This window comes from Pedobacter frigiditerrae (genome assembly GCF_004331645.1).
Lineage (GTDB): Bacteria > Bacteroidota > Bacteroidia > Sphingobacteriales > Sphingobacteriaceae > Pedobacter > Pedobacter frigiditerrae.
The window spans coordinates 427,691-449,212 of record NZ_SJSK01000003.1; the positions used below are offsets into that span (position 1 = coordinate 427,691).

Below are 21,522 nucleotides of genomic sequence, written 5' to 3' on the forward strand. Positions count from 1 at the left end.
GTAAATTTAGTCAGTCATGAAATTCGCTCATTCCCTACTCCTATTGTTTGCTTTTGCAGTAGTGGCCTGTAATTCCAAATCAGAAAAAGCTGCGCGAAATATTCATAAAATTAAACTTGAAGCTTTTACAGATACTGTACAATTAGATACTTTTAAGGTCGCTTTATTGGGAGATGAACCTGATGAGATGAAACTTTTATTTACCATCACCGCAAAAAATGGAGAACAGATTTATAAAAAAGAAATAGCAGCTAAAGAATTATTAAAAAGCTATTTAGCTCCTGCTGATTTGAAAAACGAAGACAAAAAACTTAAATTCTTAACTAATGAAGTTAATTTCTTCTTTGATGAGGAGCATATTTTAATTCCAGCCATCACTGAACAAGAGAATCCTGATAAAAATGCACCTGACAAAGTTTTTTACAAAGAATTAAAAGAAAGTAAATTAAATGGTTTCAGCTATCGCATAGGCAATGACACTAATATTTATATTGGCTGGTCTGCAAAGGATAAAAAGGTAAAAATCTATTATAAATGCTGTTAAGTAGTTTTAGTTGAACTATTTAATAGAAAATCAAACAAATTAACTTCTGGTTTTAGATTCAATTTCTTTCTTAATCTGTATCTACTTACTTCTACTGCCCTCGAGGTTATGTTTAGTAATTGGGCAATCTCCTTTGAAGACAAATTCAGCTTTAAGTATGCACAAAGTTTCAAATCACTTGGGCTAAGATTTGGATATTTATCCTTTAAATTACTTAAGAAATTTGCATGAACCTGGTCAAAGTGAATTGAGAATTGTTCCCAATCATTATCTAACTTTTTAGCTTCATTTAATAACCTTATAACTTTCTTTAAATCATTTGCCGTGTCTTTACTAGTTGTTTGTTGTACAAGCGGCAATAACTCATCTCCAATTTTAGAAAGCAGTTTACCACGTTGAACCAAATGCATTGTAGTGGTTGCTAATTCTTTGTTTTTAAACTCAACATCAGCTTCTAATTGCTTTTTCTGCAGTTTTGTAATCTGTTGCTCGTTTCTTTCTATTTCTAATTGGTGTTTTTGCCGTAGGTTATCTTGTTGTTTTTTATGCTCCTTTTCCTGAACTTTTATGAGCAAATACAGCATATAGCCAAAAAGAAAGAAATAAATTACATAAGCCAAATTGCTTCTATACCAAGCCGGAGAAATTGTAAAAGCATAGCTAATGGTTTTAGATTCATTACCCAAGTTATTTCTGGCTTTAACTAAAAACACATACTTTCCATGACCTAAGTTGGTATAATCCTTCTCGCTTTTACTGCTCCATGCAGACCATTCTTCATCATACCCTTCTAGTTTATAACTAAATTCTATATTTTCTTTTTGCTCAAATAATGTTGATGCATATTCAAAATGTAATGAATTGTATTCAAATGAAAGTTTATGTTTAGCTTTTGTACTGCCATTGAAATAACCACCAAAAAAAACGCTATCGGTTTTCCCCACAATTTTAATTTGCCCTAAAAGTACATTTGGCTTATAGATATTGGCTGCATATTTTTTATAGTCGATATGAATTAAACCTTTATTTGCGCCAATAAATATGTTTCTTTCGTTATACGGATAAATGTTTTCGAAGCCTGCTACAATTTTTGATGTTAACTCCGGCAATTCTACAATGCTAAAATTAGCTTTCTTTGTTTTTTTCTTGAAATCTACTACACCAACATTTTTTGTAGTTACAAACCAAATGTTTCCATCATGATCTTCATTTAAATATTGTATGGATAAATTTTTAAAAATGGGTCTAAAAAATTGACTTGATTTAAACTTTTTGCGATTAGCATCATATTCATAAATTCCATCAGCAGTTGCTACCACAATCTTATTTTTAACTTTAAATACGTAGTTATATAAAGTTAATGGCAAACCATCTTTTTGTGTAAGTAAGCTTGCCTTAATCATTTTTTGTCTGTCAGCAGACAAATCTATTTTAAAAACTCCCCTATAAGGATGAGAGGCCCAAACACAGTTTAGTTTTTCATCAACTGCTATAAACCTCAATGGCTCATTTAAAGCAGCGAGGGTTCCTTTATTGCTAAATTTATTATTTTCAAAATTGAGTAATTGCAAACCTGTATAAGTACCAGCTATAACATTATTGTTCGCTTTATTTAAAGATGAGAACAGCCAAGTTCCTGTTCCTGTATAAAGTGGAGTTGCTTTACCTCCATCAATAATTGAAGTTCCATCTTCATTTGCCAGTAAAAGTTGTTTATTGATTTCTGCCAAGCCCCAAGTTTGTCCTTTACTATTATTAACCTCTGTAAATTGAGATTGTGAGTTACTCAAGTCTTTTTGTTTTGTATTTAATGGTGCAGCAAAAACACCATTTGAAGTTCCAACATAAAGTTTATTAGCAAAAATTCTACTTGCGTAGCTAGAAACCTGTTTTCTTCTATCAGGGTATATGTGCTTTATTGCACTATTAAAAGCTATAAATGAAACTCCATCATCCAGGCCCAACCATAAATTTTGATGCTGATCTAATAAAATGCTTCTTATATTGCTATTATTTAATCCTTCAGAGTAAGAAAACTGTCTTATTAATGTTCCTTTACGATTAATAATAAATAAACCCGAAGAGGTGGTTCCCAATGCATATAAATCCTTATTAATTTGCATTGCGCCGTTAATTCTGTCATTATAAAAGATTTTGTCTAAAAAAGTTTTCTTATTGATTAACTCATTACCTTTCAGTAAAAAGAGCCCGTCTTTTAGCGTAGTAATTAATAAAGTATCTCCATTATAAGGTAAAACAGAAGTGACAACTCCAGTAATAATTCTTTTATCGTTACATTTTATTTCCCATTTACCATTTATAAGGATTTTTAATCCAATATTTATTTCTTGGGCATAAACCGCATTGCCTACCCTCCCCATATAAACCCAAGCTATTGGTGTTGGAAATACTTCAATCCTATTATTCTTTAGCCGAAATATTTTATTAACTGTTCTAAAACAGACTTCATTTCCATTAAATATGATATCCCAAACATCAGGAAATTGCCTTTCTTTTGGTGCAATTAAATTTTTTAAAGAGTGATAAGTTAAAATTCCATATTCATTTGGCTCGAAGTAACCAATTTCATTTTGACCTCCGATATAAATTTTTCCATTGTCATCAATTTTAACGGATCTAACTATAGTTTTCTGTGGAGTTGGATACAATTTCCAGTAGGATCCATTATAAGTTAATAGGCCTTCATTATTTGCAAAGTATAAGATCCCATCTCGGTCTTGAGCAATTCCCCAGTTTTGAGTGCCACCTTTATAGTCTAAACTAGTATAGCTACTTACCTGAGGTAAGCCGATTGGATCTTGTGCTTTCAAGTAAAATTGAGGAAAGAAAGCAATCAAAAAGATTAGAAAAAAATATCTCATCTCATTCAAAACGTAACAGTAAATATTTGGTTAAAATTTATTGCGAGCAATTATTATTCAAGATAGCAAATTTATTAATGTTGTGGTCGAATAATGCATTTTCAAATAAATTTAAAAGAAATAAGTTGTTCTTGTATGGGTATTGTAGTGGGTCAATTTTTCATTTACGGATAGGTGAGCACATATATTTGTTACATGATATTTGCAGCAGATGGAAAGCTAGCTCCCCAAAAACTGTAGATAGAACTAACCAAAATATAAACTTAAATTATTTGTTATGAAAGGAAAATCTACGTTCATTCTTTTGATCTTTTCCCTGTTTTTTTCATTGAGCCTCAGCGCTCAAGAAATTGATGTTTCGGGAAAAGTAACTTCCAAAAGTGACGGGCTACCACTACCCGGGGTATCCGTAAAAATTCAGGGCACTAACTCAGGTGTAGCAACCGATCAAAATGGACAATTCAGAATCAAAGTACCTAAAGCAGGTTCGGTTCTTGAGTTTTCTCAAATTGGTATGGCTACCCAAACATTTGTAATTAATAGTTCGCAACCTATTAATGTTGCGATGTCTGATTCGCAAAATGAACTTGACCAAGTTGTTGTTGTGGGTTATGGTACACAGAAGAAAAGCATTGTAACTGGAGCAATTTCACAGGTTAAGGCATCTGACTTAGAGAATATGCCAGTCAATAGAATTGAACAATCTTTACAAGGTAGAACTGCAGGGTTAACTATTACTACAAGTTCCGGTCAACCAGGTGATGGAGCCACACTTCGTATTAGGGGTACTACTTCTATTAACAACAGTGACGCTTTATATATTGTAGATGGAGTTCAAGTTGGTGGAGGTATCGATTACTTAAACCAAGCAGACATCGAATCAATAGAAGTATTAAAAGATGCAGCTTCTGCAGCAATTTATGGAGCAAGAGCGGCTAATGGTGTCGTTATCGTTACCACGAAAAAAGGTAATAAAAATGGTAAAATGAGTGTTAATTACAATACTTATTTAGGTACTCAAGCGCCATCAAGAAAATTAGACCTATTAAATGCTACTCAATATGCAACGTTATACAACGAAGCAGAATTCGCAGCAAACCCAACGGTTGGAACACCACGTTTCCCGAATCCATCTTCTTTAGGTGTTGGTACAGATTGGCAAGCTGCTGTATTTAATAACAGTGCTAAAATTCAAAATCACGAATTAAGCTTAAGCGGTGGAAATGAAAAATCTACTTATTATAGCTCGTTTGGTTATTTTGATCAAGATGGTATTGTAGCATCAGATAATTCTAAGTACAAAAGATTTACTGCTCGTTTTAACTCTGAACACCAATTAGCTAAGGCAATTAAATTCGGTCAAACTATTGGTTATACAAGAACTAACTCAGTTGGCGTTGCAACAAACACAGAATATGGTTCTCCATTAAACCGTGCTATCAATATAGATCCTATTACGCCCGTAGTAGAAACAGACCCAGCTAGATACAATTTGCCATTATACACTGGTAATCCAGTTGTTAGAAATTCACAAGGTTTGCCTTACGGAATTTCTAGTTACGCACAATCTGAAATTTTAAACCCTATTGCGGCTTTAGCTGTAGCACAAGGTAAAGGTTGGTCTGATAAAATTGTTGGTAATGCTTTTGTTGAAGTGGAACCAATAAAAGGTTTAAAATTAAGATCACAAGGTGGTGTTGATTTAGCCTTTTGGGGTAGTGAAAGCTTCTCTCCTATCTATTACTTAAACTCTATCAATCAAACAACAATTACTTCTTATAATAGAAACAATAATAGAGGATTATTCTGGTCATTAGAGAATACAATTAGCTATAACAAATCTATTGAGAAACACAACTTCACGGTGTTATTAGGTTATTCAGCTCAAAAAAATAAAGGTGAAACAAATGGTGGTTCTAAAGATGGTATTCCAGTTAATAACCTAAAAGATGCTTCTTTGCAGTTTCCAGTTTCGAGAGCTAATGATGTATTTTATGGTGGCGAATATTTAAATACTTTAAACTCTATGTTTGCTCGTTTAACTTATGATTATAACGAGAAATATTTATTTACTGGTATTGTCCGTAGAGATGGTTCATCACGTTTCGGCCCTAACAATAAATATGGTTATTTCCCATCAGGTTCTGTTGGATGGATTGCAAGTAGAGAGAGCTTCTTCCCTCAAAACAAAGTGGTTACTTTCTTGAAATTCAGAGGATCATACGGTATCACTGGTAATGATAACATCGGAGATTTTAGATATTTATCTACCGTAAGTGGTGGAAGGAATTATACTTTAGGTACTTCTGCTGGTTTAAATAATGGTGTTAGTCCTGATGCTTTATCTAATCCAGATTTAAGATGGGAAGAAACGTCATCTACGGATATTGGTATGGATGCAACTTTGTTTGGCAACTTTACAATTACTGCAGATTGGTATCATAAAAAAACATCAGGTATGTTATTGCAAATTGCAGTACCAGGTTATGTAGGTAACTCAGGTCCAATTGGTAACATAGCCGATTTATCAAACAAAGGTTTTGAATTAGAAATAGGTTACAATAAAAAAATTGGAGAATTCTCATTTAGAGTTGCTGCTAATGCATCGTTCCTAACAAACAACATAGATTTCTTAGGGGATGACAAAGAATTCTTAGGCGGACAAACGGTAACACCTCAAGGTTTAGAGGTTACTCGTACTAAGGTAGGTCATGCAATTGGTTCATTTTATGGTTATAGAAGCGAAGGTTTGTTCCAAACTCAAGCAGACATCACTAATTACAAAAATAGTGCTGGCGGATTAATTCAGCCTAATGCTAAACCTGGAGATATTAAATTCCGCGACTTAAATGGCGATGGTTTAATTAGTGATAACGATAGAGAAATTATTGGTGACCCAACTCCAGATTTTACTTATGGCTTAACATTTAATGCAGCTTATAAAGGCTTTGATTTGGTTGTTTTAGGTCAAGGAGTAGCTGGTAACCAAGTTTTTAATGCATTGAGAAGATTTGACTTACCAACTGCGAATTACACAACTGCAATTTTAAACAGATGGACTGGACCTGGTACTAGCAACACAACACCTAGACTTACTTTGGCTGATGACAATAAAAATTATAGCCGTGTATCTAGTTTATTTATAGAGGATGGTTCATATTTCAGAATAAAAACATTACAAGTTGGTTACTCACTACCAAAAAATTTAATTAGCAAAGCAGGCTTAAATAAATTAAGATTTTATGTGATGGCTAATAACCTATTAACCCTAACCAAATATACAGGTTATGATCCAGAGATTGGCGGCGGTAGTTATGGTGTTGATCGTGGTTTTTACCCACAAGCTAGAACTTTCTTTGCAGGTTTAAATGTTGGTTTTTAATAATATAAATGATGAACAAAAAATATATAAAATGTACTATCGCAATAGTTGCGATGATGCAGGTTTTCGTATCATGTAAAAAAGATTTTCTTGAGCTAACACCAAAAGGCACAGCTTTAGAAGATAATTTCTATAAGAACGAAACAGAAGTAATGCAAGGAATCATTTCTGTTTACGATGTTACCCAATGGGGAACAACTGGTGGTTACACTATGAAAATGCCTTTATTAAGTGCAGCTTCAGATGATTGTTGGGCTGGAGGTAGTAATGCATCTGACCAACCTAACTGGGTTGCATTTGATAATTTCAATATGGATTCTAGAATTGGCCCACAAGGTGGATTATGGAACAAGAACTATACAGGAATTAATCGCGCTAACTTAATCTTAAGCAAAATTGAAAAAGCGACTACTTTAAGTGCTGCTTTTAAAACAAGAGTAACTGCCGAAGCAAAATTCTTAAGAGCGTATTTCTATTTTGATTTGGTAAGGTTTTTTGGAAAAGTTCCATTAATAACTTCAGTTTTACCAACTGATGAATTATACAAACAAGTTCAGGCCACTCCTGCTCAGGTTTATACTCAAATAGAAAAAGATTTGAGAGATGCTTTTCCTGGTTTACCAGCAACAATTTCTGCTGGTGAAAAAGGTAGAATATCTATGGGAGCAGCTAAAGCACAATTAGCAAAGGTATTGTTGTATCAAAACGATAATACCAAACTTACAGAAGCCATTACCTTATTTGAAGACATTAATAAGACTGGCAATGCTTATGGATATGCTTTATTGGCTAATTATGCAGATATCTTTAATCCTGCAAACAAATTCAACTCAGAATCTATCTTAGAAATCCCTCACTCAAATAATGCTGCTTGGTCAGATTGGGGATGGATTAATGGTGGTGAAGGCAATGTTGGCACTCAATTTATTGGAATGGATAGCTATAATGGCGATACTTATTCTAGTGGTTGGGGCTTCTGTCCGGTTACATTAGATTTAGTTAATGTATTGAAAACTGACCCACGTTTTGCTGCAACAATTATTGATGGAGCTGCCTTAAAAACTGCTGGTGCAACTTACAATACCCGTTATCAAAACACAGATTATTTCATTAAAAAATATGCGCCTTTAAAAGCTTTCCGCTCTGCGAGTGGTGTTGCTGAACAAAATTGGCCTATTAATGAAATTGAAATCAGGTTAGCAGATACTTATTTAATGCAAGCTGAAGCTTTGGTTAAAGCTGGTAGTAACCCTACTAGAGCGAAGGAATTATTAGATGCGGTAAGAGCTAGAGTTGGACTTGGATCTGTACCTGTTACTTTAGATAACATTTATAATGAACGTAGATTAGAGTTAGCTACCGAAGGGCATCGTTTCTTTGATTTAGTACGGACTGGTAAAGCTGTAGCTGTTTTAGGCGCTGTTGGATTTAAAGCTAATAAAAGCGAGTATTTACCGATTCCTCAAACAGAGATTGATGTTACTAAAGGAAATATTAAACAGAATCCAGGTTATAATTAATCATTAAAAAAATGAAATCATTAAAAAAAACTACAAAAACATCAATCTGGATTGGTCTATGTTTGATGTTAACTATATTGGCTTCTTGTAAAAAAGATGATGCTGTAAAAGAACTAGGCAAAGCACCTACAACAGCTGATGTTCAGTTTACTGTAACCCCAACTTCTACCAATGCTAATGTTGTTAATTTTAAAAGTACAGGTCTAGGCTTTAAAGCTATTTGGGATTTTGGAAATGGTGCAACAGCAGAAGGTGTTGATGCTCAAGCTTCTTATCCATTAGCAGGAACATATACTGTAAAATTAACCATTGTTACAGATGGTGGTTATGCTTCTACAACAAAAACAGTTGTAATTGCAAGTACAAATCCAGCAATGCTAACAGATCCAGCATTTACAACCCTTTCTGGCGGATTATCTAATGCAACAGGAAAAACGTGGGTAATTGATCAAACACAACAAGGCCATTTAGGTGTGGGGCCAATTGGTTCTCAATTTCCAGATTGGTATCAAGCTGGTCCTGATGAAAAAATAGGAACGGGATTTTACGATGATGAGATGACATTTAATATGAATGCATTGAAATATACGTATGCCAACAACGGAACTACTTTCGCGAATGCATCTAACGCACCTGGTATTGGTGGGCCAACAGGAAGCAGCGACCCAACAGTAAACTATACTCCTGCTACTAACTTAACTTGGTTGGTAACCACTGTAAATGGAATAAAATACATTACAATAAGTAATAACGGATTTATTTCTTACTATTTAGGTGTATCTCAGTACCAAATTCTTTCATTAACTAACGATGAAATGTGGTTGAGATGCTTAGATAAATCTAATGCTGGTAATGCTTGGTATTTAAAATTGATAAGGAAAGGATATGTAAGACCTGTTATACCTCCAGTTCAAAAACCAATTCAAGCAGCTAATTTAACAGACGATTTTCAAAATACAGCTACGTTTACGTGGACTGCAGAAAATATGGATTATGTAAGAAGTTATGACAATCCATCAAAATTCCCTGTTAACACTTCTGCAAAAGTTGGTTACTACGAAAAAAGAACAGGACCTGATGGCCAGTACGGAAACTTAAATGTAACAATGCCTTATCGTTTTGATTTAACTGCAAAGAATAAGATTAGATTGAAAGTATTCTTACCAGGAGGAAACGATTTCACCAAGGTAGCGCCTACTGTTTCTATCAAACTTCAAAATTCATTGTTAGGTGGTAATGCTTGGACCACCCAGTTAGAAGTTGTAAAAACAATTACCGCAGCACAATACAATTCTTGGGTACAATTAGAATTTGATTTCAGCGCTTATACGGCTCAAACTTTGTATGATAAAATAGTTGTACAATTAGGTGGCGAAGGGCACGTGAATCCAGGCATTTTCTATATTGACGATTTCGAATTTAAATAACAAAAAACAACTGCCTGATGTTACAATCAGGCAGTTATAATTTTAGCCGCTATGATATATAGAAAAATTAAAAATGCTTATTTTCTAGTTGCACTCTCTACTGGCTCGATATTGTCTTGTCAATCGTGCTCTTCAGGTAAAGATGTAGAAGAACCAATTATCATTCCTCCAACTTCTGTTACTGTTGTAGATAAAAATTGGACATTTGAAACTACACCCTTTTGGGCTGATGAATTTGATTATAATGGTTTGCCAGCAACTGCAAAGTGGGATTATGATCTTGGTGGTTCTGGTTGGGGAAATAATGAAAAGCAATATTATACCAACACTTTGGCCAATGCTAGTGTAGCTGACGGAAAACTATCTATTACTGCCAAAAAAGAAAGTATGAATGGTATGGCTTATACATCTGCTAGATTGGTAACCAGAAATAAACTTGATGTTTTGTATGGAAGAATGGAAGTAAGTGCAAAATTACCAACTGGAAAAGGTACTTGGCCTGCAATATGGATGTTGCCAACAGATAGGGCTTATGGAGATTGGCCAAAATCTGGTGAAATAGATATCATGGAACATGTGGGGTATGACCAAAACAATGTGCACTTCACTACACACACTGAAGCATATTATTTCAAAATAAATACTCAAAAAACGAGCACCAAAATGATTCCTGATGCAAGTTCAGCTTTTCATAAATATAGAGTTGATTGGACGCCTTATGCTATTCGAGGATATTTTGATGACGTAATTGTTTTTGAATTTGCCAATGAAGGAAAAGGTTATAAAGTTTGGCCATTTGACAAAAGATTTCATCTATTGCTAAATTTAGCAATTGGTGGCGATTGGGGCGGCAGTCAAGGGATTGATGATAATATTTTCCCTCAAAAAATGGAAGTTGATTATGTTCGTTATTACAAAATGATTGAAAAATAATTCAATCCCTCCTATTTAAAAATATCCAGCTTAGTCTGGATATTTTTTTTGATTAAAATTTAAAAACTAAATAATTAGTTATATATTAGCCATATCAACTAAGTTTTTAAGAATTAACATTTATTAACAAGGCTTTAACATATTAGCTAAAACATTTAATATACTTTAGTAAAACAAACACACAAACAAACTATTTATCGCTCTTCCTATGCTCAAAAAGCTCTTTATTTTACTTGCCCTGAATCTTTGTATTTTATCAGCCTTTGCTCAAAAAGCTACTATTAGAGGCTCTGTTGTAGATACCATTGAAAGAAAAAAACTTCAAAACAGCTCAATCGTGCTTATTAGAAGTACAGACTCTATCATGGTTAAAACAGTTAGGGCCAATGAAAAAGGAGAATTTGAACTGACTAATCTTAAAAAAGGCGATTACAGCTTATTAATTTCCTATCCAAAAATGGCAGATTATGTGAGAGATATCAGATTAACAGATAGTTCTAAATTTAATCTCGGCCCTATCCACATGGAAACGAAGACCTTTTTGTTGAATGAGGTAAAAATTCAGGCAGAAAGACAAGCTGCTATTAAAATGAGAGGTGATACCATTGTTTTTCAGGCAGATAGTTTTGCCGTTAAACCAAATGCCAATGTTCAAGATTTATTACGAAGACTACCTGGCATTGAAGTAGATAAAAATGGTGCAATTAAAGCAGCTGGGGAAGATGTAAACACCGTTTTAGTTGAAGGTGAAGAGTTTTTTGGAGATGATCCTTTATTAGCAACTAAATATTTAAAAGCTAGTTCGGTAAAGGAAGTTCAGGTATACGACAAAAAAAGCAAAGAGACTGAATTAACTGGTATTGAAGATGGTAAAAAAGAAAAAATAATTAACATTAAGCTAAAAGATAATGCAAAAAATGGTTATCTCAGCACACTTGATGCTAATAGTGATTTAGACCATTTTAAAAATATTGGAGGAATGTTAGGTATTTATAAAGGTAAAATGAAAGCTGCAGTTTATGGCAATTCATCAAACCTAAATCAAGATTCGAAAATAACTGCCGCTATGTCTAAACTAAAAGGCGGAGACTATGATATGATTGAGGTAATGGATGATGGCAGTACAATTTCATATATGTCTGGTGGAGATTATGACGACTACTTCTCTCCTACTAATGGCTTGCCTGACTATACAACATTTGGAGCACACTTTTCTGATAAGTGGAATGAAAATAAGTTAGGTTTAAAGCTTAACTACAAAAATAACGATACCCGTGTAGATGACATTAGAACTTCTAACGGGCAAAATTTATTACCAAACGGCACATCATTTTTCAGCTCTGGTAAAACAACGGATTATACCAGAAAAACAGGTCAAAACCTAAAAGGAAATTTTGAAATATTTGTTGATTCACTTTCTACATTAAAAATATCATTTGCAGGCAAAAAGAATACTAGTGAGAATAAAGCAATTAACTATAATCAATCATTAAATGATGCTGGTTTATTTGTAAGCAGAAATGACCAAACCACTACTGGAGATGGCGATAGTGAATTATTTAACGGCAATATTAATTATACAAGAAAATCTAAGAAAAAAGGCAGAACATTAACAATAGACCTTCAACCAGAAACTTCTAATAATGCTAGTATTGAAAACAGTTTAAACATTACTGATTATTACACTAATGGTGTATTAAATAGCACTAGAAAATTAGATTTATTCAAAGATAATTCAGGTAAGCAAACCTCATTAGGTGCAAGAGTTTCATATACCGAGCCAATAGGTAAAAAATGGTCTTTACAAACAGGATATAGTTTTAAAACCGTAGAATCATCAAGTAATAAAATGGTGTATGATAATTTGTTAAACAGACAAAGAATTGATTCGCTAAGTAATAACTTCGACTTTAATAACTTCTCAAATATTGCAAAAGTTGTTTTACAATTTAGAGCAACAAAATTCTCTATTTCTGGAGGTGTAGAGGCCACTCAAACAAGTTTTGATTTGAACGATTTAGACAGAAACAACAAGTTTAGTCGGGATTATTTAAACTGGGCACCTCGAAGTAACTTCAATTATAAACTAGGAAAAAGCACTAGTTTTTCCTTAAGTTATAATGGAAATACCAATCAACCGAGAGTAGACCAATTGCAACCAATTAGACAAATTAGCAATCCGCTTTATGAAGTAGTTGGGAATTTGAATTTAAAACCATCATTTAATAATAATTTTGGTTTTAATTTTAATAGCTATCAGTTTAAATCAGAGCAATTTATGTATGGTTATTTTAGCTATAGCTTTACAAATAATGCAATTGTTTCAACTCAAACTATCGATAAAAACAACAAGACTGTTTCTAGTTATATAAATATGAATGGTAATAGTAATTTTTATGGAAATGCTTCGTACCAAAAAGGTTTTGCCAAGTTGCATTTAAGAACAGGGTTAAGCGTTGGTTACAATGAATCAACCTATGTTTCTGTTATTAACGGCGTGATAAATGAAAATTCTAACAAAAATATTTCACTTAGTCCGAGTGTAAGTTATTATACTGAAAAGGTTAATTTGAGTTACAGACCAAGTGTAAATTTCACAAATAGCAGCTCTACAACTGGGAGTATTAACAATGGTAAAACATATACCCATAACCACGAGATAAATGGCACTATTCAGCTACCAGGAAAAATGGAGTTTAACACCACTATTTCTATGTCTTTCAGACCAGCGAATGCATCATTTGACACCCCATTAAACATACATATCTGGAATGCTTACCTATCTAAAAAGATGTTAAAGACGGATGCCCTAGAACTCAAACTATCAGTTTCTGACATATTGAATGAGAAAATTGGCTATAACCGCTATGTGGGTGGAAATTATATCAATGAATCAACCTATAGTTATATTCCTAGATATGTTTTAATTGGATTAACCTATAGTTTAAGTGGAAATTTTGCGAAAGCAGATAAAAAATAAGATGATGAATAAATCGATAATAATTTTAGTGCTGGCTTTTGTAACTGTTAGTTTAAAGGCTCAAAATGTTTTTGTTACGAGTGCAAAAATCACTTACGAAAAGAAATTAAATCTTCAACGTCAAATGGCCGATAATAAATGGTTGTCTGATGATGCAAAAGATAAAATGAAAAAATATGTAACCACATTGTGGGATTATAATTTCAATGAAACAACCTCTAGTTACAAAGCACAAAAGAAAGACACTAATGCTAGTGACATGATGTTTGCTTTTTCATCTGGTCAGAACACTTCAGAAATGTATACGGATTTAGCGAAAAGCAAAAGGATAATTAAAAAATCTATCATGGGCGAAGATTATATCTTACCAGACACTATCCCTAATTTAGATTGGAAAATTATGAATGATGTTCGTAAAATTGCTGGTTACGATTGTAGAAAAGCAATAGCAGTTATTAACGATAGCGTTTATGTTGTAGCCTTTTACACCGACGAGATTTTATTAAAAGGCGGTCCGGAAGGATTTACTGGTTTACCTGGAATGATATTAGGTTTAGCGATTCCTAGATATAACACAACTTGGTTTGCAACAAAGGTAGAATCGGTAAATGTTCCTATTTATGCAATTTCAGAACCAGCAAAAGGTAAACGAGCTGACAACGAAAAGGAGTTTAAAAAACTAATTGAAATGTATACAAGATATGATGACAAAAAGAACCCAAGAAAAATAGAAGACATTAAAAAGAATTTGTATGGTTTTTTGCTGCAGTAGGGAACTGTATGTTCCAAATAACTACAGGCTTTCGTAATATAAACCTTATTGAAGCGAATGCCGACCCTTCCCCGATGAAGTCGGGACTTAAAACTTTGGCAGCAGCGAAAAGTCGGGTTAATTAGCCAAAACTTGCTGACATTGTTTTTCTAAAAATTTTTAATATTTATGAAGAAATTTGCCTTAATAAAGCTTCTCTAATTAGATTCTTTTCAAGCTCAGAATGACAAGACGTAGTTAATCATTGACTATCAACTAGATAATTTATTCAAAACAAATACCACTAAAACCATAAATTTGTGTAGCTTTGTATCCCGTACAAAAACAATTAAAACGGCCTTAAAAGCCTATTAATTTCACAAACTCACAAACATGACTAAGTATATTTTTGTTACGGGCGGTGTTACTTCCTCATTAGGTAAGGGCATCATATCCGCTTCATTAGCCAAACTTTTACAAGCAAGAGGTTATCGTGTAACCATTCAAAAATTTGATCCTTATATTAATATTGATCCAGGAACATTAAATCCTTATGAGCATGGCGAATGTTATGTTACAGAAGATGGAGCAGAGACAGATTTAGATTTAGGTCATTATGAGCGTTTTTTGAACACCCCTACTTCACAGGCTAATAACATTACCACTGGTCGTATTTACCAAAATGTAATTAATAAAGAAAGAGCTGGCGATTATTTGGGAAAAACAGTTCAAGTTGTGCCACACATTACCGATGAAATTAAACGCAACATGCGTATTTTAGGTGAAAGTGGCGATTATGATATCGTAATTACAGAAATTGGTGGTACAGTTGGTGATATCGAATCTTTACCATTTGTAGAGGCCGTTCGCCAGTTTAAATGGGAAGAAGGCGCTAATAACGCAATCGTAATTCACTTAACATTAGTTCCATATTTAGCTGCAGCAGGAGAATTAAAAACCAAACCTACACAACACTCGGTTAAAGCATTGTTAGAGTATGGTATCCAGCCTGATATTTTGGTTTGCCGTACAGAACACCACATTAGTCCAGATATCAGAAAAAAAATTGCTTTATTCTGTAACGTAAACGTTAATGCAGTAATCGAATCAATAGATGCATCTTCTATTTATAGCGTGCCTTTATTGATGATGAAAGAACAATTGGACAAAACAGTTTTAAGCAAATTAAAACTTCCTACTAAAAACGAACCAGATATGGAAAGCTGGAAGGACTTTTTAGGACGTTTAAAAAACCCTACGGCTGATGTTAAAATTGGTTTAGTTGGTAAATATGTAGAGTTACCAGACGCTTATAAATCTATTACAGAAGCTTTTATTCATGCAGGTGCTAAAAATGAATGTAAAGTTCGTGTAGAATATATTCCATCTGAAAGTATTTATGATGATAACGTAAAAGAGAAATTAGGACATTTACAAGGTGTTTTAGTTGCTCCTGGTTTCGGAAGTCGTGGTATTGAAGGGAAAATAACAGCGATTAAATATGTGAGAGAGAATGAAATTCCGTTTTTTGGAATTTGTTTAGGTATGCAGTGTGCAGTTATAGAATATGGTAGAAACGTTTTAGGTTTAACTAACGCGAATACTACTGAGATAGATGAAAACTCTAAACATCCTGTTATTAACATGATGGAAGAACAGAAAAATATTACTTTAAAAGGTGGCACTATGCGTTTAGGCGCATATCCATGCGATATTAAAAAAGGAACCAAAGCTTTTGCAGCTTACGGAAAACAACACATAACTGAAAGACACAGACATCGTTATGAATTTAACAGCAGTTATTTAAAGCAATATGAAGATGCTGGAATGACTGCTTCTGGTATAAATCCAGATAGCAAATTGGTAGAAATTATTGAGCTTAAAAACCATCCATTTTTTGTTGGTGGACAATTTCACCCAGAATTAAAGTCAACTGTTGCAAATCCTCACCCACTTTTTGTTAAATTTGTCGCCGCCGCGATGGAGCGTACCAAAAAGAAAACAAATTAATACAAGTTTAAAACAACATAATGGATAGAAATACATTTACAGGGCTCTTTCTAATAATGGTTATTATTGGAGCTTCTGTTTTTTTCATGAAGCCTGATGCGGCCGATCTTAAAAAAGAAGAACAAAGACAAAAAATTACTGCAGATTCACTAGCTAAAGCAAACGGAGCAAAAACAGCACCTGCAGTTGCTGCCACAAAGCCTGCAGATTCTGTTAAGCCAGATACTACAACTTTAAAAGGTCCATTTGGTGGAAACATTAATGGAGTTACTGAAACTTCGGTTTTAGAAAATGATATCTTAAAATTAACATTCACTAACGTAGGTGGTAAAATTTTATCTGTTGAATTAAAAAAAGAGGTTACTTATACTAAAAAACCTGTTATATTATTCAATGGTAAAGACAATAACAAGTTTGGGTTAAATATTAATATTGATGGTAAAGTATTAAATACCAACAATTTGTATTTCACTAAAGCTGCTCAAACTGCAAACAGCATTAGCATGCGTGCTAATTACAGTGCAGACAAGTTTATTGAGTTTGTTTATGATGTAAAAGCAGGAAGTAATAATGTTGGTTTCAACATTAACTTAAATGGCTTAAACCAAGTTGTACAAGGAAATAGTGTTGCTTTAAATTGGGAAACTACTTTGTTACAACAAGAAAAATCTCATAAAAAAGAACAAGAACACGCAGCACCTTATTACAAATATGTTAATGAAAATCCAGACCATTTAGGGATGGGTGGTGATAAAAAAGAGGAGCTAAAAGAAGGTAAAATTGAATGGTTCTCATTTAAGCAACAATTTTTCTCTGCGGTTCTAATTCCGCAAGTTCCATTTGAAAAAGGTGATTTAGAGGTTAAAATTTTAACTGATACGGGTAAAGTAAAGTGGTATGGTGCAAATATGCAATTGCCTTACACTCATTTAGCTGCTCAAAACTATGCAATGAAATTCTATTTCGGTGATAACAAATTCGACAATTTAAAAGCTCAAGGTCAAGAGATTGAGAAGCAAGTTGATATGGGTTATTGGCCATTAAAATACATCAATAGATTTATAGTATTACCTGTATTCCAGTTCTTAGAAAGTTTTGGTTGGGGTTACGGTGTAATTATTTTGTTGTTAACAGTATTGCTTAAATTGGCAATGTCACCGTTAACTTACAAATCGTACATCTCGATGGCTAAAATGAGAATTTTAAAGCCAGAAATGGATGAAATTAAAGCCAAAGTCGGTGAAGATAATGCTACACTTTTACAACAAGAATACTTAAAACTTTATAAGAAAGTTGGTGTAAATCCTTTGGGTGGCTGTTTGCCAATGTTACTACAATTACCTTTTGTAATGGCCTTCTTCTTCTTCTTCCCTAACTTATTTGAGTTAAGAGGAGAAAGCTTCTTATGGATGCACGATTTATCTACATATGATGATTTTATTAAATTTGGCTTTACCATTCCATTTATTGGCGACCACTTGAGTTTAATGTGTATTTTGATGACTATTTCTACATTAATTTACACTTACTTTAACAACCAAATTTCTGGAGCTACTGGTCAAATGAAATATATTGGTTACATCATGCCAATTATTTTCTTAGGTGTTTTAAATAGCTATCCTGCTGGTTTGAACTATTACTATTTCTTAGCGAATATGTTCACGTTCTTGCAACAATATTTAATTAGAAGAATGGTTAATGACGAGAAAATTCACGCCATCTTACAAGAAAATAAAACTAAGCCACAAACTGAAAAGAAAAAATCTAAGTTTCAAGCTCGTTTAGATGATTACATGAGAACACAAGCTCAAGCTAAAACTCAAGAGAAAAAGGGTAAGTAGTTTTCAGTTTACAATTCACAGTTATCAGTTTTGGAACCATAACTGCAAACTGATAAGCCGCAAATGCGCAGATTTAATCTGAACATTTGCGGTTTTTTATGCAAGCAACAACCTTCCCTATTTGCACAAGTTTATGTTAACTAAACTGGATTGAAACGGCAGCTTAAGGCAAAGCCTTAACTACAGTGTAAAGCCAGACTTGCTTTAATAGAACCACAACCATTGCTTTTCAAATAAAAGCTTCATTAATTGTAAAAATTGGCGTACAAATAGCTAAATTCTCATCAAAATTTGCAATTTTTAAACATCTAATAAAACCAAACCTTAAAACTATATTAACAATGCAGAAAAAATTAACCTTTTTCTTATTATTATTTGCAAGTGCTGCATTTGCACAAAAAAAACCATTAGATCATAACGTTTATGATAGTTGGGAGAATATAGGAACTAAACAAGTATCAAATGATGGACTTTGGGTAGCTTATGGCGTGAGTGTTCAAGAAGGAGACGCTAATTTATTCTTTCAAAACACACTAAATACTCAGAAAATCAAAATAGCAAGGGGTGCCGCACCAGGTGGTGGTGGCTTCGGAGGTGGGTCATCATCTTCATTATTTAGTCCAGACTCAAAGTTTGCGGCATTTTCTATTAAACCTTTATTCAAGGATACTAGATTAGCAAAAATCAAAAAGAAAAAACCAGATGAAATGACTAAGGATACTTTAGGAATTGCAAATTTGACAATTTTGGCAATTACAAAAATACCTAGAGTAAAATCTTTTAAATTCCCTGAAAATGGCGCATCACTTTTAGCTTATAATTTAGAAAAAGCCCCAGATACAAGTAAAAGACCGGCCAGACCGGGTGCTGGGGCAGCTGAGCCTAAAAATGATAATGAAGATTACTTATTTGCGGATGACGAACCTGCTAGTGCTGCTTCAAAGGAAGGAACGGATTTAATTATAAAAAACTTAGCAACAGGAATTGAACGTGTCTATAAATATGTAACTGATTATAGTTTTAGTAAAGATGGTAAACAGTTGGTTTTTGCTGCTTCTGGTTCTAAAAAAGATGCAGCTGCTAAACAAGGTGTTTTCTTATTAAACACTGAAACTGGTGTTTTAAAAACCTTGGTTAAAGGGAAAGGAAACTTTAAAAACTTTGTATTTGATGAAGAAAGCGAGCGTTTGGCTTTCTTGGGAGAAACTAGTCCAGAAAAACAAGAGATTAAAGATTACAATTTATACTATAACTCTATTTCATTAGATACCGCTCAAATTTTGGTTGATAATGACATGACTGGTATGCCTGCAAAATTTGCCGTAAGTGGAGATGGAAGGGTAAATTTTAGCAAGGATGGAAATAAAATTTTCTTCGGTATTGCTCCAATTAAAAAAGCAAAAGATACAACTTTAGTAGATTTCGAAAATGCTAAATTAGATATTTGGGGCTACAAGGATGATTACTTGCAACCTATGCAATTAAAAAATGCAGATAGAGAGTTAAAAAGAAGTTATTTAACAGCAATTGATATTTATAGCATAGACCCTAAAATTGTTCCTTTAACAGATGCTAAATTACCTGAAGCCAGTTTAGTTAATGAAGGTAACGCTGCATTTGTTTTAGCTTCTACAGATTACGGAAATCGTATTCCTTCTCAGTGGACTGGCGGTTCTGTAAGAGATTACTATCTGGTTGATGTAAAAACGGGTGTTCGTAAAAAAATTATCGAAAGTTTAGATGGAAATGCTTCGGCATCGCCAGATGGCAACTATGTGATTTACTATGACAAAGCAAAAATGTTATGGAAAACCTACCAAGTTGCTACAGGTAAAACAACAGTTTTAAACGAAGGAATGACTGTTAAGTTTTATGATGAAGAAAATGATGTGCCTGATGAACCAAATAGCTATGGCATTGCAGGTTGGATGGAAGAAGATAAAGCTGTTTTATTATATGATCGTTTTGATATTTGGCAATTTTCGCCAGATGGAAAAACTGCTCCTAAAAATATAACCGCTGGCTTTGGCAGGGCAAATAACTTAACTTTTAGAGCAGAAAGATTAGACCCAGATTTTAGGTTCTTTACTAAAAAGGATGTATTATGGTTAGATGCAATAAACAATGTCACTAAACAAAATGGTTTCTATCGCAAAGCGATTAATGATAGTAAAGCACCAGAATTGGTTATAATGGCTCCATTTAAATATTCTAATTTGGTTAAAGCTAAAAATGCTGATGTTATTCTTTTTGATAAAGGAAGTTACACTGCATCGCCAGATGTTTATGTGTCTAAAGACAATTTAAAAACTGCTTTAAAATTAAGCAGCACAAACCCACAACAAGCTAATTACAATTGGGGAACTGCAGAATTGGTAAAATGGACAACACCAAAAGGTTATAAATCTGAAGGTATTTTGTACAAACCTGAGAACTTTGATCCAAGTAAAAAATACCCAATGATTGTTTATTTTTACGAGAAACTCTCTGATGGATTGTATAGCTATCAAGCTCCTGCTCCTACTCCATCTCGTTTAAATATTCCATTTTTTGTAAGTAATGGCTATTTGATTTTCGCACCAGATATTAGTTATGAAACTGGTCACCCAGGTAAGTCTGCAGAAGAATTTATTAATTCAGGTGTAGAAAGTTTAAAACAAAATGCTTGGGTAGATGGAACTAAAATTGGTATTCAAGGTCAGAGTTGGGGAGGTTACCAAGTTGCACACTTAATAACTGCAACCAATATGTATGCTGCTGCTTGGGCTGGTGCACCTGTAGTTAACATGACATCTGCTTATGGCGGTATTCGTTGGGAAAGTGGAATGAACCGACAATTCCAATATGAAAAAACCCAAAGTAGAATTGGAGCAACCTTATGGGAAAAACCAGAATTATACATCGAGAATTCTCCTTTATTTAATTTTCCAAAAGTTAAAACTCCAGTGGTGATCATGAGTAATGATGCAGATGGAGCTGTGCCTTGGTATCAGGGAATTGAGATGTTTACAGGCTTAAAACGTTTAGGCAAACCAGTTTGGTTGTTAAACTACAATAACGAAGCACATAACTTAGTTCAGCGTCAAAATAGAAAGGATATTCAAATTAGAGAGCAGCAGTTTTTTGATTATTATTTAAAAGGCGCAAAAGCTCCAGTTTGGATGGTTAGTGGAGTTCCTGCAACTGAAAAAGGAAAAACTTGGGGATTTGAACTGACAGACGAAAAACCTTAATCAGTTAGCAGTTTTCAGT

At 33.6% G+C, this 21,522-nt stretch carries 11 protein-coding genes; 10 read left to right on the top strand and 1 reads right to left on the bottom strand.

Annotated features, from left to right (window positions below; genetic code table 11):
* Positions 1-16: 16 nt before the first annotated feature.
* Complete coding sequence (locus tag EZ428_RS13475; protein ID WP_131553689.1) at positions 17-544, top strand: hypothetical protein; 528 nt, start codon at positions 17-19, stop codon at positions 542-544.
* Here the strand turns inward: EZ428_RS13475 and EZ428_RS13480 are convergent.
* Positions 541-3,426, bottom strand: coding sequence for a triple tyrosine motif-containing protein (locus EZ428_RS13480; RefSeq protein ID WP_131553690.1), 2,886 nt, complete (start codon positions 3,424-3,426; stop codon positions 541-543). The two genes, EZ428_RS13475 and EZ428_RS13480, sit on opposite strands and share 4 nt — an antisense overlap.
* A gap of 277 nt (positions 3,427-3,703) precedes the next feature.
* Here EZ428_RS13480 and EZ428_RS13485 point away from each other — a divergent pair, with 277 nt between their 5' ends.
* The 9 genes from EZ428_RS13485 to EZ428_RS13525 all read left to right on the top strand — a co-directional run bounded on the left by EZ428_RS13485 (position 3,704) and on the right by EZ428_RS13525 (position 21,503).
* Complete coding sequence (locus EZ428_RS13485; RefSeq protein ID WP_131553691.1) at positions 3,704-6,808, top strand: SusC/RagA family TonB-linked outer membrane protein; 3,105 nt, start codon at positions 3,704-3,706, stop codon at positions 6,806-6,808.
* An 8-nt stretch (positions 6,809-6,816) separates the two neighbouring features.
* A complete protein-coding gene (locus EZ428_RS13490; protein ID WP_131553692.1) occupies positions 6,817-8,328 on the top strand; it encodes a RagB/SusD family nutrient uptake outer membrane protein in 1,512 nt (503 codons plus the stop codon).
* A gap of 11 nt (positions 8,329-8,339) precedes the next feature.
* Positions 8,340-9,755 carry a PKD domain-containing protein gene (locus tag EZ428_RS13495; RefSeq protein ID WP_131553693.1) on the top strand — a complete coding sequence of 472 codons (1,416 nt, stop codon included), beginning with the start codon at positions 8,340-8,342 and terminating at the stop codon, positions 9,753-9,755.
* Positions 9,756-9,806: 51 nt separating this feature from the next.
* Positions 9,807-10,688 (top strand): glycoside hydrolase family 16 protein, encoded by an 882-nt coding sequence (locus EZ428_RS13500; RefSeq protein WP_131553694.1) that lies wholly within the window; start codon positions 9,807-9,809, stop codon positions 10,686-10,688.
* A 208-nt stretch (positions 10,689-10,896) separates the two neighbouring features.
* Positions 10,897-13,668, top strand: a complete 2,772-nt coding sequence (locus EZ428_RS13505; protein WP_131553695.1) for an outer membrane beta-barrel protein — start codon at positions 10,897-10,899, stop codon at positions 13,666-13,668.
* A 4-nt stretch (positions 13,669-13,672) separates the two neighbouring features.
* Positions 13,673-14,440 carry a GLPGLI family protein gene (locus EZ428_RS13510; RefSeq protein ID WP_225871062.1) on the top strand — a complete coding sequence of 256 codons (768 nt, stop codon included), beginning with the start codon at positions 13,673-13,675 and terminating at the stop codon, positions 14,438-14,440.
* Positions 14,441-14,812: 372 nt separating this feature from the next.
* On the top strand, positions 14,813-16,429 hold the full coding sequence (locus EZ428_RS13515; protein ID WP_131553697.1) for a CTP synthase: 1,617 nt from the start codon (positions 14,813-14,815) through the stop codon (positions 16,427-16,429).
* Between the two features lie 20 nt (positions 16,430-16,449).
* Positions 16,450-18,270, top strand: coding sequence for a membrane protein insertase YidC (gene yidC / locus EZ428_RS13520; protein WP_131553698.1), 1,821 nt, complete (start codon positions 16,450-16,452; stop codon positions 18,268-18,270).
* A 341-nt stretch (positions 18,271-18,611) separates the two neighbouring features.
* The gene (locus EZ428_RS13525; RefSeq protein WP_131553699.1) at positions 18,612-21,503 is read left to right on the top strand and encodes a S9 family peptidase; all 2,892 of its coding nucleotides are present in this window, start codon (positions 18,612-18,614) and stop codon (positions 21,501-21,503) included.
* The last annotated feature ends 19 nt before the right edge of the window (positions 21,504-21,522 follow it).